The sequence below is a fragment of the Mucilaginibacter sp. UR6-1 genome (genome assembly GCF_020880975.1).
Classification (GTDB): domain Bacteria; phylum Bacteroidota; class Bacteroidia; order Sphingobacteriales; family Sphingobacteriaceae; genus Mucilaginibacter.
In genome coordinates, this window is the sequence record NZ_JAJIWP010000001.1 from 772,431 (window position 1) to 796,926 (window position 24,496).

Sequence of the window (24,496 nt, forward strand, 5' to 3'; positions counted from 1 at the left end):
CTATAGTGAGATAATAATGTATCAGTAAAAAGATAAAACGAATTATCAATATGTAACAGATTTGCTACAATAATTAAAGGAATGTGATAAGTATTTTCAACAAACAGTAACTATTATTATCATAAATACAACATATAAACGGAGAGAGAAATAACAAACATCAAAATGTTTGGCTGACTTGTGTTTCCGGGTAATCAATTTTTGTGCTTTTGCGTTTGCCGTTTACAGTAATGTGCACAATATTCATCTGATCGGTATACAGATCATACAATAGATTTATACTACCGTCAACGCGTTTAGGGGTAGTTGCAGTGTCTGATTCGAGATAAACATTAACAACCTCCTTCACTTTTTCAAATCCCAGATAATTAAGCTTGATGGCTGTAGCGGCATTTTTTAATTGTACATGATGATCTACATAATCTTTCACCAACTTATCCATAGCAGCATGTACTTTTGTATCCGACAGATCTGTTTTTGCATGGTATTGTTTAGCTAATACTGCCTCAAAATCATCAGTAAATATAGTGCAGATCACTTCCAGCTTTTTATCCTGCGGGTTAAAACTAATATCAGTGGTACTTACATGCAGCGGGTGAAAGGCGGGCTTATCGGTTGATTTATAGGTAGGGGCACCAAAAATCATGTAACAAAATAATAGCGAATAGTTAAATAGTGCGTACATAACAGCAGCCGGCAATTCCTTTTTTAATAAAAACCGTTAAATTTAGGTTTTATTATTTTAGTTAAAGCTGATTTTCTTTTGCAGGATCTCTATTTTTATTTCGCGTTAGGTTGGGAACACATCATAAGTTCTGATGCGCTCGATCACCAGTTATTTATTTTAGCATTGGTAGCCGTTTATACTTTTGCCGATATAAAAAAGGTATTGATACTGGTGACCGCTTTTACCATAGGCCACTCGCTAACGCTGGTATTAAGTGTGCTTGATATATTCAGGTTTGATAGTAAATGGGTGGAATTTTTAATACCTTGTACCATTTTTATTACCGCCCTTAATAATCTTTTTAATCTTAAAGCCGCAGCAAACGGTAATGCCAGGTCAAACTATTATCTTGCATTAGGCTTCGGGCTGATACATGGTATGGGCTTCGCTAACGCTATCAGGGTAATGCTGGCTAAGGATCAGGCTTTAGGCTGGGGGCTGTTTGGGTTTAACATAGGCCTTGAAGCCGGACAAATAGTTGTTGTAGCGGTGCTATTGCTGGTTACCATGCTGGTATTGCAATTCAGCAACATCAAAAGGCGCGATTGGGTGTTTTTCCTGTCTGCCGGTGTGTTTGCTTTAACTGTAAAAATGGCCCTTGAACGCTTGCCGTTTTAAGTCTTTTTAATTTGTATTATCTGAACTCATAACAATACACCACACATGAAGAAACTATTTACCACAGTAGTTATCCTTTCGTTATTAGCAGGGGAAACCTTTGCGCAGGACATACAGAACAACCCTGGCAGCAACCACGGCAACAAGTTTGAGCAATTGGGTACCATTTTAACTACTCCTAATGAGCAGCGCACCGCAAGCGGCGCGCCGGGTGTTAAATACTGGCAGCAACGTGCCGACTATAACATTAAGTGCGAACTTGATGAAAAAGCGCAAAAACTTACCGGTAGCGAAACCATTACCTACTTCAATAATTCGCCCGATCCGCTGGATTATATTTGGCTGCAGTTGGACGAAAATGAGCATAACAATTTAAAAAATGCCAACTACCAGTCCAGTTCATCAATGCCAAGGGCGGCAACCCTGCAAATGATTGACAAGAGTGCCACTTCGGCAAAAGATAATGGCTATGGCTTTAACATTATTAAACTTACCGATGCCACCGGCAAGGCCTTAAAATATACCATTAACAAAACCATGATGCGTATTGATCTGCCGGTGGTTTTAAAACCCGGCCAGCAATATGTATTCAACGTTAACTGGACATATAATATATCCGACCGTATGACGTATGGCGGCCGCGGTGGTTACGAGTACTTCCCGGAGGATAAAAATTACCTGTTCACTATGGCGCAGTGGTATCCTCGCTTATGTGTATACAGCGATTTTCAGGGCTGGCAAAATCACCAGTTCACTGGTCGTGGCGAATTCGCTTTAACCTTTGGTAATTTCCGTGTGCAAATGACGGTTCCTGCCGATCATATTGTTGGTGGTACCGGCGAGTGTATCAACTACAGCGCGGTACTCAACCCAACGCAACTGGCCCGTTACCAAAAAGCAAAAACGGCTACAGCACCTGTTGAGGTTGTAACCCTTGCCGAAGCTAAAAAAGCCGAAACAGCACCCGTAGCCACTAAAAAAACCTGGGTATTCCAGGCCAATAACGTGCGCGATTTTGCCTGGACATCATCACGTAAATTTGTGTGGGATGCCATGGGGCAGAAGATTGAAGGCCGCAATGTAATGTGTATGAGCTATTATGGTAAAGAGGCTTATAATCTTTATAATAAATTTTCAACCCGTGCCGTAGCCCATACCATCAAAACCTATTCGGATTTTACCATACCATACCCATACCCGGTAGCGCAAAGCGTTGAGGCTGCTAACGGTATGGAGTACCCGATGATCTGCTTTAACTATGGCCGTACCGAAAAGGACGGAACCTACAGCGAAAGCACTAAAAATGGTATGCTTGGTGTAGTGATACATGAGGTTGGCCACAACTTTTTCCCGATGATAGTGAACAGTGATGAGCGCCAGTGGACCTGGATGGACGAAGGACTTAACTCGTTTGTTGAGTATTTGACTGAAGAACTTTGGGATAACAAATTCCCGGTTAAAAAAGGCGCTGCTTACACTATTGTTGATTACATGAAGTTGCCGAAGGATGAGTTGGAGCCGATCATGACCAATTCTGAGAACATCGTTCGTTTTGGGCCTAATGCCTACTCAAAACCGGCAACAGGTTTAAACATATTACGCGAAACCATTATGGGGCGCGAGCTGTTTGATTATGCTTTTAAAACCTATGCTAAACGCTGGGCATTTAAGCATCCAACACCTGCCGACCTGTTCCGTACCATGGAGGATGCCAGCGGTGAGGATCTGGATTGGTTTTGGAGAGGCTGGTTCTATGGCACAGATCCGGTAGATATAGCGCTTGACTCTGTTAAATTCGCCCGTGCTGATCTCACAGCCAAACAACTGCCGGGTAATGGTGGTCGTCGTGGTCCGGCCAAGGTTGATCCGCCTGCGGTAAACAGTTTTGAGGATATCTCCAAAATATTGAATCGTCAGGATAAAGGCATTAAGTTCTACACCGACCGCGATACCGCCGCTCGCGATTTTTACTGGAAATATGATCGTGGTTTAGCATCTGTAGATACCAATAAGTATAACGATAAGGTTAAAGCTACCGCCGCCGCTCAGTCGCCATCAAGCATGTTAGATACGCCTACAGATGAAGATGTGCAAAAATACGGCAGCAAATATTTTTACGAGTTATCATTCACCAACAAAGGCGGTATGGTAATGCCTATTATTGTAGAGTTTACTTATAAAGACGGAACAAAGCAAACCGACCGTATACCGGCACAAATATGGCGGCATAACGAAAAGCATGTAAGCAAATTTTATGTTCAGGATAAAGAGGTAGCCTCCATCAAAGTTGACCCAATGCGCGAAACTGCCGACATTGACGAGAATAATAACTACTGGGGTTCTGCACCGCAGCCATCAAAATTCCAGTTATTTAAACTTAAATCAGGCGGGCCGGTACGTGGCCAGTCAACAGGCGTTAACCCGATGCAGGTTTCGGCGAGTAAATAATTTTTTTGAGTTAAGATAAGCAAGCCGCAGGTATAACACCTGCGGCTTTTCTTTTTGATTATAAGTTGATTATATTTAACCAACAATCCTTTAAATCAATGAGATCACTTATCACCAAAGTACTATGCGGTACACTTTGCTGTACTGCAACGGCCACTTCTGTATTGGCCCAGAACGAGCCGGATACCGCCGTTTTCAATCGTATAAAGGCGGCTGAGCTCAACAGCTCACAAATACCACAGATAGCGCATTATCTGACAGACGTATCCGGGCCGCGCCTTGCTAACTCTCAGGGTTATAAACGGGCCGCAAACTGGGCTGTATCAACCATGAAAAAATGGGGGTTAGTAAATGCAGGCCTTGAGGAGTGGGGCGAGTTCGGCAAACAATGGGATATTGATGATTTTAGCATAACCATGCGCGTACCCTATGCCGCGCCATTGCGTGCCTATCCAAACCCATGGTCGGCTAACACCAAAGGCGTACAGCAGGGGCAGGTTATAATATTATCGCCGCAACAGTATATGGATACAAACTATGTAGCCAAACATGCGACTGAATTTAAGGGTAAATGGGTGCTGATTGCGGGTAACCCACCAAAAAACGATGGTAAGTTCAAACCTGCAGCAGCGCGTTTGGCTGATACTGCCCTTGCCAATATGAAAGATACCTACATGGTAAAACGGGAAGAGATAGAAAGCTTTAGTAAATACATCAGCATTTATAAAAAACTTGATAAACTGATTGAAGATGGTGGTGGTTTAGGCTTGATCACTGCGGGTCGGGCAAATGCTGACGGAGCGGTGTTTGTACAAGCATTCAGCGGCAACCGTGTTACCGATCCTGAAGGTATACCACAATTAACCATGGCCGTTGAGGATGGGCAACGCATCAAGCGCCTTATAGCATCAGGTCATCCGGTTGAAATTGCGGTGAATATTAAAACCATTACATCTACCGCTGATACCAGGGGCTATAATGTTATTGCCGAGATACCGGGCACTGATCCTAAATTAAAATCAGAAGTAGTGATGCTGGGTGGTCACCTCGACTCGTGGCAGGCCGCTACAGGCGCAACCGATAATGCTGCCGGTTGTATTGTAATGATGGAGGCGGTAAGGCTGCTTGATTCGCTGGGCCTTAAACCTAAGCGCACCATACGTATAGCTTTGTGGGATGGCGAAGAGGAGGGACTTTACGGCTCATACAATTATGTACAAAAGCACTTTATGGATGCCGCTAAGTTCAAGGCAAAACCGGAACAATCTAAAATATCAGCTTATTTCAACCTCGATAATGGTACCGGGAAAATTCGGGGCATTTTTGCACAGAGTAATAAAGAGGTGGCACCAATATTTGCGCAATGGTTTAAGCCATTTAATAGCCTGGGCGCATCAACAGTAACGTTAAGCAATGCCGGTTCAACCGATCATTTATCCTTTGATTGGGCGGGTATACCGGCCTTTCAGTTTATTCAAGACGAGATTGATTATGAAACGCGCACCCACCATAGTAACCTTGATGATTACGACCATTTGCAGATAGACGACCTTAAACAGGCGGCCATTATAGTAGCCTCATTTGTTTACCAAACCAGCGTTCGCACGCAAATGTTGCCGCGTAAACCTTTGAAAAAGGAAATTTTTGTATTTGATGGCTTATAATTATTGAATATTAACTTTGAATTAGTTACCAGCAAAAAGCCCGTCTTATTATTTAAGCCGGGCTTTTTGCTGGTAATAAGTACTATTAATTGCGCATGTTGATATATTGCAACGGCTGGCCAAAATCGCCGCTGCGGCACAGGCTAATTACGGCTTGCAGATCGTCGAGCTTTTTGCCTTGTACGCGCACCTGATCATCCATAATGGATGCCTGTACTTTTAGGCCGCTGTCTTTTATCGCCTTAACTATTTTTTTGGCGGCTTCTTTATCTATGCCTTCCTTAACCTTTATCTCTTTGCGTATCATGTTACCGGCGGCATAATGCTCTTTACCAAAATCAAGCGCGTTGGCATCAAGGCCTTGCTTGGTCATGCGGCTGATGATGGAGTCGGTTATCGCTTTCAGGCGCATATCGTTTTCGGTAACAATGGTTATCTCGTTGCTTTTCTTTTCAAGTTCAACAGTACTTTTTGAGTCGTTGAAGTCATAACGATTCAATATCTCTTTTTTAGCGTTATTAATAGCGTTATCAAGGGTTTGTCCGTCTATCTTGCTTACAATATCAAATGATGGCATATTGGTAGTTTTTAGTTTGCAAAAATAGCACAAAAAGCTAACTTAACAGTTAATAAACAATGATGCTTACAATGAGTTAATACTAAATTAACAAATAAATAAGCACATTTGTCAATTCGGCTGCGAAGCTGGATTGTTTACTATATGGATGCCAAACAGATACCGTTAACCAATCGTGAAATAAGCTGGTTATATTTTAATGACCGTGTGCTGCAGGAGGCCGCAGACCCAACTGTGCCGCTGATAGACCGTATACGTTTCCTTGCTATCTTTTCATCCAATCTTGATGAATTTTACCGTGTTAGGGTTGCTACATTAAACCGTTTGGCTAACCTTAACCAAAAATCAAAGCAAATATTAGGTTACAACCCTAAAAAGCTGCTTAACCAGATCAAGAACATTGTAGTAAAACAGGAGCGCAAATTCAACAACCTGTACGAGAATATTATTATTAAGCAGCTTGCCGAAGAAAAGATATTCATACTTGATGAAAAGCAGTTGAACGTAGCCCGTGGTACCTTTGTTAAAAACTACTTTCGCGAAAAGTTGCTATCAACGCTGGTGCCTATCATGCTTATTGATGGCGCGCAATTGCCTGAATTAAAGGATCGTGCCATTTACTTTTTTGTTAAGCTTACCAAAAATAAAAAATCCAGGTACGCGCTTATTGAATTCCCTGATAACCTTTCAAGGTTTTTGGTACTACCTGAAACCAATAACCTGAAGTTTATTATTCTGCTGGATGACATCATCAGGTATAATCTGGAGGATATGTTCTTCATCTTCGATCATGACAGCATTGAGGCATACTCCATACAGCTTACCCGCGATGCCGAGCTTGATCTGGATAAGGAAGTAAGCGAAAAATTTGTTGACGCCTTATCAAAAAGCCTGGTTAAACGCAAAAAGGGCAAACCCATGCGTTTGCTTTATGATACTGATATGCCTGCGGACATGCTGCAGCACCTGGTTGGCAAAATGGGCCTGCATGGCGAAAGCATGATACCCGGCAGCCGTTACCATAACTTTAAGGATTTTATAAAATTCCCTAACGTTGGCAGGCCTGAGCTGGAGTATAACAAGTATCCGGCTTTACCTGTAGATAGCCTTTCATTCGGCAAAAGCCTGATGGGCCTTATCGCTAAAAAGGATTACCTGGTAAGTACGCCCTACCAGTCGTTCGATTATATTATCCACTTTTTACGCGAGGCGGCTATTGATCCCAAGGTTAAGGAGATCAGTATATCCGTATATCGCCTCGCTGATAATTCAAGGGTGGTACATGCTCTTATCAACGCGGCAAAAAATGGTAAAAAGGTAAACTGCCTGGTTGAGCTGCGCGCCCGTTTTGATGAGCAGAACAACATTTACTGGAGTAACCGACTTGAAGAGGAGGGTGTACGCGTGGTTTACGGTATACCGGGCTATAAGGTACACTCAAAAATATGCCTGGTAACCCGGCTCGAAAAAACAAAGCTGGTACATTATGCCTGCCTTTCAACCGGTAATTTTAATGAGAAAACGGCAAGTATTTATGCCGACCATACACTATTTACGGCTAACAAAAAATTAACAGACGAGCTTGCCGAGGTATTTAAAGCTTTAAACAGAAGCGTACTACCCAAAGGGTTTAAAAACCTTATCGTATCGCCGGTTGATTCGCGCCCGGCTATTTATAAGCTTATTGATAACGAGATAAAAAATGCCAAGGCAGGTAAAGAGGCTTACATGATATTGAAGATGAACAGCCTTGCTGATGAACAATTAATAGCCAAGCTTTACCAGGCCAGCAATGCCGGCGTTAAAATACAAATGATAGTGCGGGGTATGTGTTGCCTTATACCGGGGGTAAAGGGCTTTAGTGAAAACATCAATGTTGTAAGTATAGTTGATAAGTACCTGGAGCACGCCCGTGTACATGTTTATTGTAATGGGGGCAATGAGTTGGTGTACCTTACGTCGGCCGATTTTATGACCCGTAATATTGATAACAGGGTGGAGGTTGGTTTTCCGATATATGATGAGGATCTGAAAAAGGAGATCAGGGATATCATTAATTTGCAACTGGCCGATAATACCAAATCGCGCGATATTACTTCAAACAACAATAACAAATACCACCGCACCAGGAATGTTAGTCCGCACCGTGCGCAGATAGACATATATAATTATCTTAAAAACAAAAATATTTAAAAGTGAGATACGCCGCTATTGACATAGGATCTAATGCTGTAAGAATGCTGATCGCCGAGATAGTTGAAAACAACCACTCGGTATCTTTTAAAAAAAACACCCTTATACGTGTACCGCTAAGGCTTGGTGACGACGCCTTCCTGAATCAGCATATCTCTGATAAAAAGGCAACCGACCTGGTGAAAACCATGCAGGCTTTCGGTAACCTGATTGATGTATATAAAGTAACGGATTATATGGCCTGCGCAACATCAGCCATGCGTGAGGCAAAAAATGGCCCGGATGTAGTTGCGGAGATCAAAGAAAAAGCAGGCATCGAGCTGGAGATTGTACACGGTGCCAAGGAGGCTAAGATAATTTATAACAGCCATGCCGATCAGGAGATAGATAAAAGCAAAAATTACCTGTATATTGATGTAGGCGGCGGCAGTACCGAGCTTTCGTTATTTTCGGCAGGGGAACTGATCGCATCGCACTCATTTAACCTGGGTACCATACGCATACTTGATAACCAGGACAAGGAAGAAACGTGGGAAGAAATGCGTGAATTTATACGCAAACACACCAGGGGATTTAAGGATATTGCAGGTATAGGTACAGGCGGAAACATCAACAAACTATACCGCCTTGCCGAACTGAAAGATAAAGCGCCGATGCCTTTCAACAAACTTAAATCGCTTTATAGTTACTTGAGTTCCTTTTCATTAAAGGACAGGATAAATGTTTTAGGATTAAACCACGACCGCGCAGACGTAATAATACCTGCATGTGAAATTTACATTACCGTAATGAAAACAGCCGGTATAAAGCAAATTTATGTACCAAGCGTAGGTATGGTTGATGGCATCATTCAAACGCTGATAGAGAAAAATTTCCCGCAGTACCGATAAGGAATTATTTGAAAATAAATTATTAAGTTTTTGTAAAAATCTTAGTATATTTGTAGTGCCCTCTCATAGGGTATGTTTTTCATAGGTAGATGTAGGGTCGGGTACATAGTATTCGACCCTTTTTTTGTGCCCCAACTTTATCCTCCGGCTTTTGTTATACTTGCATACAGATATGAAAAAGAAGATTGTTATTGCTATAACCGGTGCAAGCGGAGCTATTTATGCCAGGCTATTGTTAGATAAATTACAGCAGTTGCAAAGTCAGGTGGCTGAGGTTGGCATCATCATGTCTGACAATGCGCGGGAGGTTTGGCGTATTGAACTCGGTAATGAGGATTATCAAACTTACCCTTATACATTTTATTCAAAATACGATTTTAACGCGCCTTTCGCCTCCGGTTCGGCAAGGTTTGATACCATGGTGATTGTACCATGCTCAATGGGTACAATGGGCAGGATAGCCAGCGGCATATCTGACGATCTGACCACCCGCGCTGCCGACGTAATTTTAAAAGAGCGCCGCAAGCTTATTCTGGTAGCCCGCGATACGCCTTTAAACTTGATACAGATACGCAATATGGCCACCGTTACCGAAGCCGGCGGCATCATATGCCCGGCCATACCATCCTTTTACAGCAGGCCCCAAACCATTGAAGAAGTAGCCATGACGGTTGTAAACCGTATTATAGATTTAACAGGTTTAGAGAACGACAGCTACCGGTGGGGAGAAGAATAATATCTTCACAACAAACTTCAATTAATATAACAGTATAAGCAGATATTATATATTTGTGGTGCCTGCACGCTCAATGCAGTATTACAATTATGAACAAACTTTTACTGTATCTCGTTTCCTCAATATTTGTACTATCTGCAACTGCATGTTCGGCGCAGGAGGTGGTTATAAAAAATAATGACAAGCACATACTTTATACAGGCAGGGTAGCTGTTACCGATAGTAACACCATGCTATCGTGGACGGCTACAACAGTAAAAGTGAATTTTAAGGGTACAGGTGTAAAAGTGCTTTTAAATGATGAGGCAGGTGATAATTATTATAATGTTATTATTGATGGCAAAGTAACCAGTGTGCTCCATCCTGAAAAAGGGAGAAAAGAGTATACACTTGCTGCTGATCTTACAAATGGCAAGCATGATATGGAGCTCTTTAAGCGTACCGAATGGTCAATGGGCCGTACCTGGATATATCAATTCGCTTTTGATAAGGGCACAACCTTGCTGGCAGCGCCTGCACCTAAAAAGCGTAAGATAGAGGTATTTGGCAACTCCATAACCTGTGGTTACGCTGTTGAGGATACTACCGGGCAGGACAGGGGCACATCGCCTTATGAAAATGGCTACATCAGCTACGCCGCCATAACAGCCCGGCATTTTAATGCGGATTATTACAGCACCTCTAAAAGTGGCATCGGCATTACCATAAGCTGGTTCCCGCTGGTAATGCCCGAAATGTACGACCGGCTTTATGCCAATGATCCGCAGGTGAAATGGGATTTTTCAAAATACACCCCTGATGTGGTTGTTATAAACCTTTTTCAAAATGATTCGTGGCTTACGTTAAAGCCGGAGCAACCTGAATTCAAATCGCGGTTTGGCACCACAGCACCAACTGCACAGCAAATCACATCCGCTTATCTCGGTTTTCTTAAAAGCATAAGGGCTAAATATCCTAAAGCCGATATTATATGTGCTTTAGGTAATATGGATGCTACCAAAGAGGGTTCTCCATGGCCGGGATACATAAAACAAGCAGCAGCTACGCTAAATGACAAAAAGGTTTACACCTGTTTTTTTCCATATAAGGAAACTCCGGGGCATCCTAATGTTGCTGAACAGCAAGCCATGGCCCGGCAGCTCATATCTTTTATCGATAAAAATATTAAATGGTAAAGCCAATCGCTTACTACTTTTCGGAATAAATTATTATGCTCAAAATACAGCAAGAATGGGTTTGCATGTAACCATTTGATGTGCATAATAGTATAAGGTTGTATTTAACCGATAAAATATTAACCCAATGATACCATTTGGATATCGCTTTTTTCGGGGCCAATTTTGTTTGTATAATTTTAAACCGGTCATCCCATTAGTACGTATGTTATTTTCCTCATACCACTGCAGGCAACTATTGATTATTTTTAATACCCATTCATGAGAAAACTATACCTTTTCAAGATATTCTTATTATTTGTTGCTGTAATTTTATGTAGCGTAACTGCACGTGCGCAATATGCCATTGGTGGGGAGGCCGGTACTAATCTGGTAAACTCGGTTTACTGGCTCACATGGGATAAAAATGCTACCGGTACAACACTTGTATCGTCACCAGCCGGGTCAGACGCGCAGCATGTGCTTGCCGGCAATTACGTATGGCAATTTTCGCCAACGGTGCAAATACGGGCTACCATAAGCAACCTGGTTACTACCAATAACCAGCCTATGCAAACCTACACGCCGGGCAGTTACCCGAGTGACGGGCTTGACCTTATCTATTCAAGCAACAATCAACCCAAACCTAATTCGCGCGGTATAGCTGCATCAGGTCTGGTTACCCCGTATGGCGGTACGGCTACATTTAATATAGATATTAAGGTTTTTATACTGATAAATAATGTTTGGACGGATGTAGTATATCCGGGTATGATTATAGCTGATGCCGAATCTATCGACGCGGGAGGCGAATATATATCTGCCGATACCCCTAATCCTATTGCCTGGCAGTTATTGAACAAGCGTACACAAAATAACGCTGCCGATAATCAATATAAATTGCAACTGAGCAATGGCGGCCGGTCATTCAGGCTTTTTGCTGATTTAGCTCCGGGTAACTTTGGTGTACAGGCCGTTATGTTTGCCCGCGGTGCACGTAACCTTACCAATGTTGGCATGAAAGGCTCAGGACTGACAGCCATGGCCATAGGTTTTGTGTTACCTTTTGACCTGGGTGATGATCCGCTGGGTTATGGTAATACCGGCCACTACATGGAAGATTTTGAGATAACCAACTACTTTGCAGGTGATGGCACCTACGCTGTGGTTAATTACCCAACCACTCCTCTTGTAGCACGATCAACAGTTTATATAGGCGAAAATAATGTTGACCCGGATGGAGAGCCTGAAGGTACATTAAATGCCGATGGTGATGATACCACAGGCAATAATGACGAGAATACCATTAACCCGGCTAATTTGCCTGTTGTAAAAGTAAACCAGGCCGGTAACATTGTTTTTAGTGTGCCGGTAACCAACACCAAAAGTACAGCGGCCACACTGCGTGTATGGCTTGATTTTGATGGCGATGGCCGGTTTGAAGCAGACGAGCTGGTAAGTGTTAATGTGCCTGCAAACACCATTAATCAAACGTATACTATAACCTTCCCCAACGCGCAATTTGCGGGTAAAATACGGGTAGGTTTACTATATGCCCGTATGCGTATTACAACCACACCTTTAGTTGATGATACGGCAACGGCAGTTGACGAGCGCAGCACATCGTTCGCTGCTGATGGCGAAACAGAGGATTACAGATTGAAAGATATTGCCGGCATCACAATATCTGGTACGGTATTCAATGATGGTAACGGGGGTAACAACGGCACCATATCGGGCACAGCTTTACAACAGGTATCAGGCTCACCTTTATATGCTTACCTTGTTAATGTTGCTACAAGCACAGTAGTACAAAAGGTTGCTGTTGCGGCTAACGGCACTTATGCACTTGCCAATAATAATAACGGTAATTACACGGTTGCCATTTCAACTAATAATGTTGATTCGGGCGCTACACTTGCCGCTGTCACAGCTAATCTGCCGGTAAACTGGAAACCATCCGGCGAGGCTTATGGCACCAACAATACCAGCGGTACAGGTATCGAAACCGGAACACCAAACCTGCAGATCAGCGTAAGCACCCCGGGTACCAGTCTTGACATTACCGGTGTTAACTTCGCGCTTAACCAAATACCTGTTGCTGCTGCCGATGCGGATACAACTACCGCGGGCGTTGCTGTTACACTTAATGTTCCGGCTAATGATACCGATGCTGATGGCACCATAAATCCGGCACAGGTGTTTTTGATAGACCCGATAGACAACACAAAAAAACGTACGGTTACGGTTGCCGGTCAGGGTACTTACGTAGTTAATACCACAACAGGGCGGGTAACTTTTACACCGATCGCATCATTTGCAGGTAAGGCTATACCATTGTCATACACAATCAAAGATAATTATGGATCAGAAAGCTTGCCCGCGTTAATATCAGTTATAGTAAAACCAACCGGAAATAATGATGCTGATACAACTGCGATAGGCACACCTGTAACTACTGTTGTTAAGGCAAATGATGGTACTGATGCTACTGCAACAACTGTTACGGCAACCAATGGTACCCGTGGTACAACTACAGTTGATGCACAGGGTAGGGTAACCTATACGCCGCAGGCAGGTTACGCCGGTGTTGATACCTACACTTATGTACTAACAACAGGTGACGGTATTGCATCTGACCCAATAACTGTAACTATAAATATCACCCCAAATGGTGTTAATGATGAGGCGATAACCAATATTAACACACCGGTTACAACAAATGTAAAGGCTAATGATGGGCCTGCAGCCACGGGTGCCACGGTTACATCAACACCCGGAGCACATGGCACCACAACCGTTAATACTGACGGTAATGTTATCTACACACCGGTTACGGGCTATATAGGCAAGGATGTTTACACTTATACATTAACACGAGATGGTATAGTATCGCCGCCTATTACGGTTAATGTTACCGTAAAACCGGTCCCGGTGAGTGATACTGATATTACACCGGTAAATACAGCGGTTACAACTACCGTTAAAGCTAATGATGGCGCAAGCGGTACGGGCACTACGGTTACCAGCACCCCGGGTCAGCATGGTATTACCTCAGTTAACGCGCAGGGGCAGGTAGTATATACCCCTGTTGCAGGCTATACCGGTATTGATACCTATACGTATACCCTCACTACGCCTGATGGGGTTGTATCTGATCCGGTTACGGTAACTATTACAATATACTCGGCATCGGTAGCGCTTACCAAGCGGGCTGATAACACCGGCAGCAAAGCAGGCGATGTGATTAATTATACCCTTGTGGTTACCAATACCGGCCAAACACCGGTTACAAATCTTGTTGTTACCGATGTTGGTGCCGATGCAGGCAGCATATCACCGGCCAATATTCCGAGTTTAGCTGCAGGTGCATCACGCACGGTAACCGCACGGCACACTCTTACACAGGCTGATATTAATAACCGCCGGTTCAGCAATCAGGCAAGTGTAACAGGTACAGATCAAACCGGCAGACCGGTTAGCGATAATCAGTCAGATGATCCTACAACATCTGCGGCTAATGATCCAACCATTGTGATTATTAATCCCGTAGGAGCCATAAGCCTTGAAAAAACAGGGGTATTCGCAGCTAACTACATCACCTATACATTTACAATTACCAACACAGGCGATGCGGTGCTTAATAATGTAACACTTACTGATACTAATCTTGGTTTAACCAATACGGCGGTTACCATACCTGCCGGTGGTTTAATACCAGGCGGCACAGCAACACTTAACTTCAGGTATACACTTACTCAAGCAGATAAAGATGCCGGAAAAGTAACCAACAATGCCTCTGTAAATGCTGTTGACCCCGTAGGCGCTACTGTTACCGACAACGCTACCGTTGATGTAACTGTTGACCCGGCACCCATAGCCGTAAATGATAATTCATCAACGCAAAAAAATACACCTGTTACTATTGATGTTGACCGTAATGATTTACCGGGTAATTCAAGCTTCGATCAGCAGTCTATTGAAATACTTACGCAGCCTTTACACGGCAAAGTGCAGGTAGGCGCTGATGGTACCGTTACCTATACACCTGACGATGGTTACACCGGTACCGACTCATTCACTTACCGCATTAAAGACTTATATGGTTACTATACCAACCCGGCAACCGTTAACCTCACCATTAACGCTAACGCGCCGTTTAAAATTCCTACTTTATTTACCCCGAACGGTGATGGTATTAACGATGTGTTTGAGATACGTGGTATTGAACAGTATGGGCAAACCAAGCTATCCATTATAAACCGCTGGGGCAACGAGGTTTACAAAGCTACCAACTACCAAAACAACTGGACAGGCGAGGGGCTGAACGAAGGCACTTACTACTACCTGTTACAAGTAAGGGATGCACAGGGTAACTGGAATGTGTACAAGGGGTACATTACGTTAATGAGAAGTTTAAAAAAATAAGCTGATGAAACATCCGCCATTGCGGTGGTGAAATACAGGATATGAAAAGATTTTTAACCATATTAATACTACTTATAAATACAGGCTTGCTGTATGCCCAGCAGGATGCACAGCAAAGCCAGTATATGTTTAATGGCATTTATATTAACCCGGCTTATGCGGGGTATAAGGAAATACTGAACCTGCATGCATACTACCGTTCGCAGTGGACGGGAGTTGAGGGTTCGCCGCGCAGTATGTCATTAGCTGTTGATGCTACGGCCAACAATGGCAATGTGGGGTTGGCTTTCCAGGTAGCGAGTGATAAGCTTGGCGCGCAGGAGTACCTCTCGGCTTATGCCAATTACGCCTACCGCTTACGCATGAACGAGGACGGCAGTTCACGCCTGGCATTCGGCCTGGGGGCAGGATTGATGCAGTTGGGCATGAATGGCTCAAAGCTTAACCCGAATGACCCTGAACCGGATATGTTTACCGGTACACAAAGCACCATTGTGCCCGATGCAAGGCTGGGTGTTTACTATTCTGATGACAAATTCTATGCAGGCCTTTCGGCCGATAACCTGATAGCGCAGCATATTAATGTGCGTAAAGATGGTTACATCGCGCAGCCAAAAGCGCATTATTACCTCACAGGTGGTATGCTTTTCCCGTTGAATCAGGATATTATGCTGAAGCCGAGTTTTTTGCTAAAAGATGACCGGGGCGGGCCTACAAGTTTAGATATTAACGCCTTTGTGCTGCTTGGCGAAAAGCTATGGCTCGGCGGCTCATACCGTACTGCTGTAAAGCTTTATGATAAGAGTTACCTGCAAAATGACCTGTCGCCATTAAACTCCATCACCGCCGCTGCCGAGTTTTTCCCTAACCCGTATTTGAGGATAGGCTATGGTTACGATTTTTCTATCGGCCCGCTGCGTGGTTATGATGGTGGCACGCACGAGATATCAATCGGTATCTACTTTAAAACCAAACAAAGCCGAATGTTAACGCCAAGATATTTTTAAAAGCAGATGAAAAGAACACTAACCAGGATCGGACTTTTTGCGGCACTGCTTTTAGGTTTTGAGGCTGCATACGCGCAAAACGCATTAAAGCAGGCCGACGAGCAATATAACCTGTACAATTATAAAAAAGCTGCCGAATTATACCTTACTGCCTATAAACGCGATTCGTCATCATTACATATTGTTGAGCGCTTAGCCAACTCATACCGCATGATGCATGATTACCCGGAAGCTGAAATATGGTATGAAAAAACGGTTGTAATACCCGAAAGTAACAACGCCAATATTTATAGGTATGCTGAGGTGTTGAAGAACAATGGTAAATACGCGGAGGCTAAACGCCAGTTTGGGAAATATTACGCGTCAAACAAAGCCATTGATAAAACGCAGCTTAAATTCTGGACAGAATCATGCGACTCGGCATTGAAATGGATAAAGAACCCAACATCAGTACAGGTTAAAAACGAGCAATTGCTAAACAGTACATTCTCTGATTGGGGAGCCCGCAGTTTTAACGGTCAACTGGTTTTTGTATCAGACCGGGAAAGTCGCTTTAACAAAAACGTGGTGAGGGATGATGAACCATTTTTTAAGTTTGACGGCGCGAAAACTCCAAATAAACTAACATACGGCTGGACAGGCAATAGCTACCTGCATTTGTACGAATCGGCCAATGCGGATAGCGGCCGCTTATTTCCGCTGGTAAATAATGTAGCCTACCATACCGGCCCGGCCTCATTTACGGCTGATAGGAACGAGATGTATTACACCATTACCCGTGTGCCTAAAAACTGGGATAAAAATCTTTCAGGTATTAAAACCTTCAAACTCGAGATATACTCAAGCAAAAAGGATGCTGCCGGTAAGTGGACAAAACCTGTTGCCTTTAAATTCAATAATGAAAAGAAATATTCTGTAGGCGATCCATTTATCTCTGCTGACGGCAACACGCTTTACTTTGTGTCAGACATGCCCGGAGGCACCGGTGCTACCGATATTTATTACTGTGTAAAGGATGAAGCAGGCAACTGGCAAATGCCGGTAAACCTGCAAAGCGTAAATACCGCAGGCAGTGAGCGTACACCGTTTATTGATAAGGAAGGCAACCTCTTTTTTTCAACTGATGGTTTGATAGGTATGGGAGGGCTTGATGTATTCCGCGCTGTAAAAACAGGCGATTTTACCTTTGCCAAGGCCGAAAATCTGCAATATCCTGTTAATTCACCACGTGATGATTTTTCATATATTATATATGATGGCCGTACCGGATACCTTTCTTCAAACCGTTTGGGTGGTGTTGGCAGCGATGATATTTACAGCTTTGTACAGCAACCTGAACTTAACCTGCGCCTGGAAGGCATTGTTTACGAAAAGGGAACACGCCAGCCTATAACGAACGCTAAGGTTGGTTTAAGCGGCGGTGCTATTATTACTACCACCAATACCGGCTATTACAGCTTTGGCATTAAGCAAAACATCAATTATAATTTACGTGCCGAAAAGCCTGGTTACCTGAGCGATAATCAGCAGGTTGCACCCAAAGGGCTAACAACATCGCAAACTATTAAAAAGGATTTGTACCTGGAAAGGATCGTGCTAAACAAAGCCATCAGGCTCGAAAATATTTATTATGATTTTGACCGTTGGGAGATCAGGCCAGATGCCGCCGTTGAGCTGGATAAGCTGATTAAAATATTGCAGGATAACCCGACCATACAAATTGAGCTTGGCTCGCATACTGACAGCCGCGGCGATGATGATTACAATATGGATCTGTCGCGCAAGCGCGCTAATGCCGCTGTTGAATATATTTTGGACAATGGTAATATTGACGAAGGCCGCATCGTAGCCCGAGGTTATGGTGAGTCGCGCCTGCTTAACCGCTGCGCCAATGGCGTTAAGTGCAGCGATGCAGATCATCAGTTAAATCGCCGTACAGAGTTTACCATCGTAAAAATGTAATTGCAACACCACCGTATAAATTCAAAAGCCTTGCTGCATAACAGTAAGGCTTTTTTGTTGCTATCATAACCGAAATATTACGAAAGCTTATTGGCATACATCATCCAAATCAATATGTTTGTTTTAAACCAGTTAAACCCATCAGCCTTGAAAATCAAGTACTATTATTTTGCACTCATCCCATTATTGGTTATAAGTATCCTGTCGTTTACAAAAACAGATAAACGGCTGAGGGTATTGGTATTTTTTAAAACAAAAGGCTACCACCATCAATCAATAACTGCCGGTATTACAGCCATCCAAAAATTAGGTGCTAAAAACGGGTTTGATGTTGATACTACTGCTGATTCAAAACACTTTATTGATACCGAGCTGAAGAAGTACGCGGCGGTAATATTTTTAAATACGACAGGCAATGTTTTAAACGCGGTACAACAAACCGCTTTTGAACGCTACATACAAGCAGGAGGGGGCTTTGTGGGTGTACATGCCGCTGCCGATACCGAGTACGACTGGCCATGGTATGGCAATTTGGTTGGCGCTTATTTTGAAAGCCATCCTAATAATCCGAACGTTAAAAAAGCTACAATAAATATAACTGATAATAAACATGAGGCAACAAAAGGGCTGCAGGCAAAATTTGAGCGTACGGATGAATGGTACAATTACCGTTCGTTTTATGTTGACCTGAAAACATTGGCAACACTTGATGAAGCTACCTACGAGGGCGGCACCAATCCGCAAAACCACCCGATAAGCTGGTACCATGATTTTGATGGTGGCCGGGCATTTTACACGGGCATGGGCCATACTACTGAAAGCTATACGGAACCTTTATTCTTAACGCATTTACTTGGGGGTATACAATATGCCATAGGCGATGATAAACCGCTGGACTACAGTAAGGCACATGCTGTAGTTATACCTGAGCAAAACCGCTTTGTAAAAACAGTTTTGGTTGATGACCTGGATTCGCCGATGGAACTGGCAATATCTAACGATGGGCGCATATATTATACACAATTAGGCGGCGATCTGTCGGTTTATGATACGCGTAAAAAATCCTATAAAAAAATTATAAAGATGCCTATTACTGACAGGCACACCGGTTTGATCGGCATCGCACTTGATCCCGGATTTGAGCAAAATCATTTCATTTATCTGTATTACACACCGGCAGGCCAAACTGCGGAGCCGATCTATTTCAGGCTGTCACGGTTTACATTAGATATTAATGATAATATCGATCTGAAATCAGAAAAGCTACTTATCAGCGTGCCTGTGCAGGAGAACAGTGGTAACCACCACGGCGGCTCATTAGCGTGGGATAAAAATGGTAACCTGTATCTGTCAACCGGAGATAGCACCAGTCCGTTCTCCTCCAACGGCTATTCGCCTATTGATGAACGCCCGGGTAAAGAATATTACAGCGTGGATGCACAGCGCGGAGCCGCTAACACCAATGATTATAAAGGTAAGATACTACGGATACATCCGGAGCCGGATGGTAGCTACACAATTCCGGATGGTAACCTGTTTGCTAAAGGAACTGATAAAACCAAACCCGAAATATTTGTAATGGGTTGCCGTAACCCTTACCGTATCGCGGTCAACCCTAAAACATCAACCGTATACTGGGGTGAGATAGGACCCGATGCAGGCAAGGACGGCATACAGGGCCCCAGGGGATATGATGAATTTAACCAGGCTAAAAAAGCGGGCAATTTTGGCTGGCCTTATTTTGTGGGCAATAATTTTGCCTACGCTAAATGGGATTTTGCAACCGCCACCGCCGGGCCGCATTTTGATGTACAGAAACCCATAAACACCTCACCTAAAAATACCGGCTTAAGGGAGTTGCCCCCGGCACAGCCCGCCATGATATGGTACCCGTATGCTGTATCGGCAGAGTGGCCCGAACTGGGTATGGGCGGACGTTGTGCCATCGGCGGTACGTTTTATACGTATGATAAAAACTCGGCATCGCCCAATAAATTCCCTGAATATTATGATGGTAAACTGTTTGTTGCCGATTGGATGCGTAACTGGGTGATGGCTATCAGTTTTGATGATCAGGAAAATTACCGATCCATTGAGCCTTTTATGAGTGGCAGTGGTGATTTCAGGCGGCCAATTGACATGACCTTTGGCCAGGATGGTGTGATGTACATGCTGGAATATGGCTCGGTTTATGGTGCCGCCAACAAAGATGCCAGGCTGGTGAAAATTGAATACAACAGCGGCAACCGTGCACCGGTAGCCAAAGCTGCGATCATTGATTCAACTACGCTTGAGTTACGTAAAAGGGTATGGATAACCAATGAGGGTAAAAATATTCCGGGTGTTAAGCAGGCTTCAGGCCAGGCGCCTTTAAAAATAAACTTCTCAGCTAATGGAAGCGCGGATGCTGATGACGATGATGAAATTACCTATCAATGGTATTTTGATGGCAAAACGCCCGCTGCTAAAACTGCTGATGCCAGCCATATTTACCGTAAGCCCGGTACTTATAAGGCTATTTTAAAAGTTACCGACAAAGCCGGTAAAAGCAGCTTTGATACCCTTGCCATAAAAGTTGGTAATACCGCGCCGGTTGTAACTATAGCAAGTGCCGATAACAGATCCTTTTACTGGCTCGGCAAGCCATTTAAGTATAACATAAAAGTGGAGGATAAGGAAGATAAAACAATAGTACCCGCACGTATTAAGGCATACTATACCTATTATCCTTCGGGATTGCCGACAAAGTTAGGTGCCGCTGGACAAAAGGGAGGCCATCCGGGTTTGCTTATTATGGCAAAGAGCGATTGCAAAGCTTGTCACCTGATTGATAAAAAAGCAGTTGGGCCAAGCTTCATCGCTGTTGCCAATCGGTATAAAAAACAGGAAGGATCAGTAGAAAAACTGGCCGCTAAAATTATAAGCGGCGGTGGTGGTAGCTGGGACAAAGAACATGTAATGAGCGCCCACCCGCAGTTATCAGTTACCGATGCGAGCGAAATTGTAAGATATATTTTCTCGCTTACCGATAAACAGAATGTAAGCCAACCAATGCCATTAAAAGGCTCATTAAACCTTACTTATAACGATAAAGAGCCTGAAGGGGTTTATCTATTAGAGGCTTATTATACAGACAAAGGAAGCAAATTTACCGGGCCGATAACAGCTAATGACAAATTGTACCTGCGCTATGCTGATTTAAAATCTATTTATGCAGATGAATACAAGGGTTTTGAACGCTTCAGGATGGATCTGTCTGATGGGGACAATAAATCTTACCTAATGCTGCGCAACATTTACCTGAATGGCATTAAAAATATAGTTTTCAGCTACTCATCGCAAAAGGTTAACGGTGATATATTATTACGCATTGATTCGCAGGCCGGTCCGGTGATCGGTAAAGTAAGTTACACTGCAACCGGGGGCTGGGATAAAACGGCAGAGGCTACATTAACCTTAAACCAGTGGCCAAAAGGAAAGCACGATATTTACTTTGTAGCCTCTAAACCCGGCGAAAAAAATATCATTAAGATAACCAATATTAAATTTAACGTGCTAAAATAACTTCGGGCTGATGGCGGTATTTGCCGATATAATAGCTGGATAATAAGGCTACGATCTTACTGATGTAAAATATAAAAAAGATGACCTGAGCATTTTCATTCATCATACTACCCAGCAACCAGATAAACAAAGGGGCAACCTGCGCTGCCGCGATGTTGGTAAAGCCGTTTTTAGAGTAACTCAGCATCCAGCCAATAATGGAAAACAATATTACCGAAAGGCTGATAATTATTGTGGCTCGTACTGTATCACTACCACTAAAAATATGTGAGAACTGTATTGGCGTTTGCGCAAGCAGGCCAAGTATCAAAGCATGTTTCCAGTTAATGTTGCGATTAAACTCCTTAAATGATACACTCTCACGTGCATAATACCTGATGGTAGCAAAAGCGGCAACAAATATCAGAGGAAAATAAAAGCCGAACATCAGTACACTAAAAGCGATACGTGTATCATCGCTATAACCATTTATAGTGGCAGCCATCGGATATTTTACAAACGTGATATAGCTGCAAAAGCCTGCCCATAACCCCGCTATTATAGCTACAATAGCATACAACGAAGCGTTTTTAGTAAGCGAGTTGGTAAATCGGTTAATAAAGTAACCACTGCGCAGCGTAACCAATACAAATAATACAAATAGTATCACTGCCATGGCGTAATATTCATTTTTGATAAAGCTGTCGCTGTTAACCGGCTGAAAAACACTGATCACCGTTTGATTGAAAACCTGCGGCATCACAATAAATATAGCCTGCAATATTAATACGCCAACAGCGCCCCAAAGCATCATCATCCAGTTGCGGTTAGCATTATTTGCCGATGATTTTTCAACAGGAGCAATTACAGGCTCAGGCTGGCCAATGCGATGGGTAGCTACCAGCCAGGCCTCCTCATCGCTCAGGTTAATAGCGCGAAGCTCCAGGTACGTATCCTTTAACAAGGTGGCAAGCTCGTCAATGTCTTCAGCAGTAAGCTGCGAGTTGGTAAAATTTTGTTTCCAGTTTTGTATGCGGGCCTCTAATGCGGCAAGTTGATAAGTATCCATAAGGCATTTATATCGGTTTTATAAATGTAGCAGAAAATACAATTATGCAAATGTTTTTTAAATATTGATTATAAAAAATGCTTTAACTAACTTAAAAGCGCATAATTACAATAGTAACCACAAAATATGGAGCACACCACGGCGGGGCAACTAAAACGGGTATTAAAACCTATACACTTATGGGCCATAGCCGTGGGCCTTGTTATTTCGGGCGAATATTTTGGCTGGAACTATGGCTGGAAGGATGCGGGTACCATCGGCTTTTTAATAACCACCGGTGTGGTTACCATAATGTATCTTACCTTTATATTCAGCTATACCGAGCTTACAACTGCCATACCACATGCCGGGGGAGCCTTTGCTTATGCCTACCGTGCCATGGGCCCTTTTGGCGGGCTGGTAGCCGGATACGCGACATTAGTAGAATTCCTGTTCGCTACGCCGGGTATTGCTTTCGCGCTGGGGAGTTACCTGCATTTTTTGTATCCGGATATATCAGTATTAGGCTCGGCATTGTTTTTTAACGTTGTGTTCATTCTGCTTAATATATCCGGTGTAAAAGAGTCGGCCGCTTTTTCCGTATTCATTACCTTGCTGGCGGTTGCCGAGTTGCTGTTGTTTATGGGTATCATAGCGCCATCATTTAAGATGGATAACTATCTGGCCAACGCCATGCCTTTAAACTGGAGCGGCATGATTGCCGCCTTACCTTTTGCCGTTTGGTTTTACCTGGCTATTGAGGGCGTGGCGCAGGTTGCCGAGGAGGTGAAAGACCCGAAACGAAACATCCCCAAAGGTTATATATCAGCCATGCTCACCTTAGTGTTGCTGGCCATTGGCGTAATGGTGCTTACCGGTGGTATAACTGACTGGCGTAAACTAAGTAACCTTGATTATCCCTTACCCGAAGCCATAGCCATTGTACTGGGCCGTAGCAGCGGCTGGACGAAGATATTTGCCAGTATAGGTCTTTTTGGGTTGATCGCCTCATTTCACGGTACGATCCTGGCATCCTCACGCCAGGTATTCGCCATGGCCCGCAGCGGATATTTACCAAAAGGTTTATCAGTAGTAAACGCAAAATTTAAAACGCCACATTGGGCTATAGTTGCAGGCGGGGTGGTGAGTTTTATTGCCCTGTTTACCGGCACCACCAGCCAAATCATTATTCTATCAGTAATGGGAGCTGTATTGATGTATATGATGAGCATGGTAAGCCTATTCATCCTGCGGAAAAAGGAACCCGATCTGGAACGACCATTTAAGTCACCTGTATATCCGGTTTTTCCGGCCATCGCGCTCATCATTTCTACCATATGCCTGATAACCATTATGTATTTTAATCTGATGATAAGCCTGATATTTGTTGCCGGGTTATTGTTATCCATCCTGATATTTACAGCGATGGGCAAGCATAAGGTGAAAATACTGAATGATGGATTGCTGGAGATTCCGGCTTCATTAATTAAAGCAGAATGAT

15 protein-coding genes are annotated in these 24,496 nt (G+C 43.4%); 12 read left to right on the forward strand and 3 right to left on the reverse strand.

Annotated elements, in window-relative coordinates:
* Positions 1–160: 160 nt before the first annotated feature.
* Positions 161–646, reverse strand: coding sequence for a DUF6702 family protein (locus tag LJ707_RS03360; RefSeq protein ID WP_228949320.1), 486 nt, complete (start codon positions 644–646; stop codon positions 161–163).
* Between the two features lie 117 nt (positions 647–763).
* Between LJ707_RS03360 and LJ707_RS03365 the strand changes: the two genes are divergently transcribed.
* From LJ707_RS03365 to LJ707_RS03375, 3 genes are all read left to right on the forward strand, one after another.
* Positions 764–1,345 carry a HupE/UreJ family protein gene (locus LJ707_RS03365; RefSeq protein WP_228949321.1) on the forward strand — a complete coding sequence of 194 codons (582 nt, stop codon included), beginning with the start codon at positions 764–766 and terminating at the stop codon, positions 1,343–1,345.
* Between the two features lie 45 nt (positions 1,346–1,390).
* Entirely contained in the window at positions 1,391–3,793 is a 2,403-nt protein-coding gene (locus LJ707_RS03370; protein ID WP_228949322.1) for a M1 family metallopeptidase, read from the forward strand.
* Positions 3,794–3,891: 98 nt separating this feature from the next.
* A complete protein-coding gene (locus LJ707_RS03375) occupies positions 3,892–5,457 on the forward strand; it encodes a M20/M25/M40 family metallo-hydrolase (protein ID WP_228949323.1) in 1,566 nt (521 codons plus the stop codon).
* Between the two features lie 85 nt (positions 5,458–5,542).
* Here the strand turns inward: LJ707_RS03375 and LJ707_RS03380 are convergent, their stop codons facing one another.
* Positions 5,543–6,034: a YajQ family cyclic di-GMP-binding protein gene (locus LJ707_RS03380; protein WP_228949324.1), complete on the reverse strand. Its 492-nt coding sequence runs from the start codon at positions 6,032–6,034 to the stop codon at positions 5,543–5,545.
* A 144-nt stretch (positions 6,035–6,178) separates the two neighbouring features.
* On the opposite strand from LJ707_RS03380, the gene ppk1 reads away from it, so the two are divergent.
* From ppk1 to LJ707_RS03420, 8 genes are all read left to right on the forward strand, one after another.
* Complete coding sequence (gene ppk1, locus LJ707_RS03385; protein ID WP_228949325.1) at positions 6,179–8,227, forward strand: polyphosphate kinase 1; 2,049 nt, start codon at positions 6,179–6,181, stop codon at positions 8,225–8,227.
* A 2-nt stretch (positions 8,228–8,229) separates the two neighbouring features.
* Positions 8,230–9,117 carry an exopolyphosphatase gene (locus tag LJ707_RS03390; protein WP_228949326.1) on the forward strand — a complete coding sequence of 296 codons (888 nt, stop codon included), beginning with the start codon at positions 8,230–8,232 and terminating at the stop codon, positions 9,115–9,117.
* Between the two features lie 172 nt (positions 9,118–9,289).
* Complete coding sequence (locus LJ707_RS03395) at positions 9,290–9,853, forward strand: UbiX family flavin prenyltransferase (protein WP_228949327.1); 564 nt, start codon at positions 9,290–9,292, stop codon at positions 9,851–9,853.
* Between the two features lie 89 nt (positions 9,854–9,942).
* Positions 9,943–11,028, forward strand: a complete 1,086-nt coding sequence (locus LJ707_RS03400; RefSeq protein ID WP_228949328.1) for an SGNH/GDSL hydrolase family protein — start codon at positions 9,943–9,945, stop codon at positions 11,026–11,028.
* A gap of 261 nt (positions 11,029–11,289) precedes the next feature.
* Positions 11,290–15,435 carry a CshA/CshB family fibrillar adhesin-related protein gene (locus tag LJ707_RS03405; RefSeq protein ID WP_228949329.1) on the forward strand — a complete coding sequence of 1,382 codons (4,146 nt, stop codon included), beginning with the start codon at positions 11,290–11,292 and terminating at the stop codon, positions 15,433–15,435.
* Between the two features lie 41 nt (positions 15,436–15,476).
* Positions 15,477–16,442 (forward strand): type IX secretion system membrane protein PorP/SprF, encoded by a 966-nt coding sequence (locus LJ707_RS03410; RefSeq protein ID WP_228949330.1) that lies wholly within the window; start codon positions 15,477–15,479, stop codon positions 16,440–16,442.
* 6 nt (positions 16,443–16,448) lie between these two features.
* The gene (locus tag LJ707_RS03415; protein ID WP_228949331.1) at positions 16,449–18,404 is read left to right on the forward strand and encodes an OmpA family protein; all 1,956 of its coding nucleotides are present in this window, start codon (positions 16,449–16,451) and stop codon (positions 18,402–18,404) included.
* Positions 18,405–18,551: 147 nt separating this feature from the next.
* Positions 18,552–21,968 (forward strand): ThuA domain-containing protein, encoded by a 3,417-nt coding sequence (locus LJ707_RS03420; RefSeq protein WP_228949332.1) that lies wholly within the window; start codon positions 18,552–18,554, stop codon positions 21,966–21,968.
* Here LJ707_RS03420 and LJ707_RS03425 read toward each other — a convergent pair.
* Complete coding sequence (locus LJ707_RS03425) at positions 21,952–23,016, reverse strand: hypothetical protein (protein ID WP_228949333.1); 1,065 nt, start codon at positions 23,014–23,016, stop codon at positions 21,952–21,954. The genes LJ707_RS03420 and LJ707_RS03425 overlap by 17 nt on opposite strands.
* 126 nt (positions 23,017–23,142) lie before the next feature.
* On the opposite strand from LJ707_RS03425, the gene eat reads away from it, so the two are divergent.
* Positions 23,143–24,495: an ethanolamine permease gene (eat, locus tag LJ707_RS03430; RefSeq protein ID WP_228949334.1), complete on the forward strand. Its 1,353-nt coding sequence runs from the start codon at positions 23,143–23,145 to the stop codon at positions 24,493–24,495.
* Position 24,496: the final 1 nt, after the last annotated feature.

What these genes read in the sequence shown, in the direction of transcription:
- LJ707_RS03360 (WP_228949320.1), bottom strand. Translation starts at nt 646, where the DNA reads ATGATTTTTGGTGCCCCTACCTATAAATCAACCGATAAGCCCGCCTTT.
- LJ707_RS03370 (WP_228949322.1), top strand. Translation starts at nt 1,391, where the DNA reads ATGAAGAAACTATTTACCACAGTAGTTATCCTTTCGTTATTAGCAGGG.
- LJ707_RS03375 (WP_228949323.1), top strand. Translation starts at nt 3,892, where the DNA reads ATGAGATCACTTATCACCAAAGTACTATGCGGTACACTTTGCTGTACT.
- LJ707_RS03380 (WP_228949324.1), bottom strand. Translation starts at nt 6,034, where the DNA reads ATGCCATCATTTGATATTGTAAGCAAGATAGACGGACAAACCCTTGAT.
- ppk1 (WP_228949325.1), top strand. Translation starts at nt 6,179, where the DNA reads ATGGATGCCAAACAGATACCGTTAACCAATCGTGAAATAAGCTGGTTA.
- LJ707_RS03395 (WP_228949327.1), top strand. Translation starts at nt 9,290, where the DNA reads ATGAAAAAGAAGATTGTTATTGCTATAACCGGTGCAAGCGGAGCTATT.
- LJ707_RS03400 (WP_228949328.1), top strand. Translation starts at nt 9,943, where the DNA reads ATGAACAAACTTTTACTGTATCTCGTTTCCTCAATATTTGTACTATCT.
- LJ707_RS03405 (WP_228949329.1), top strand. Translation starts at nt 11,290, where the DNA reads ATGAGAAAACTATACCTTTTCAAGATATTCTTATTATTTGTTGCTGTA.
- LJ707_RS03410 (WP_228949330.1), top strand. Translation starts at nt 15,477, where the DNA reads ATGAAAAGATTTTTAACCATATTAATACTACTTATAAATACAGGCTTG.
- LJ707_RS03415 (WP_228949331.1), top strand. Translation starts at nt 16,449, where the DNA reads ATGAAAAGAACACTAACCAGGATCGGACTTTTTGCGGCACTGCTTTTA.
- LJ707_RS03425 (WP_228949333.1), bottom strand. Translation starts at nt 23,016, where the DNA reads ATGGATACTTATCAACTTGCCGCATTAGAGGCCCGCATACAAAACTGG.
- eat (WP_228949334.1), top strand. Translation starts at nt 23,143, where the DNA reads ATGGAGCACACCACGGCGGGGCAACTAAAACGGGTATTAAAACCTATA.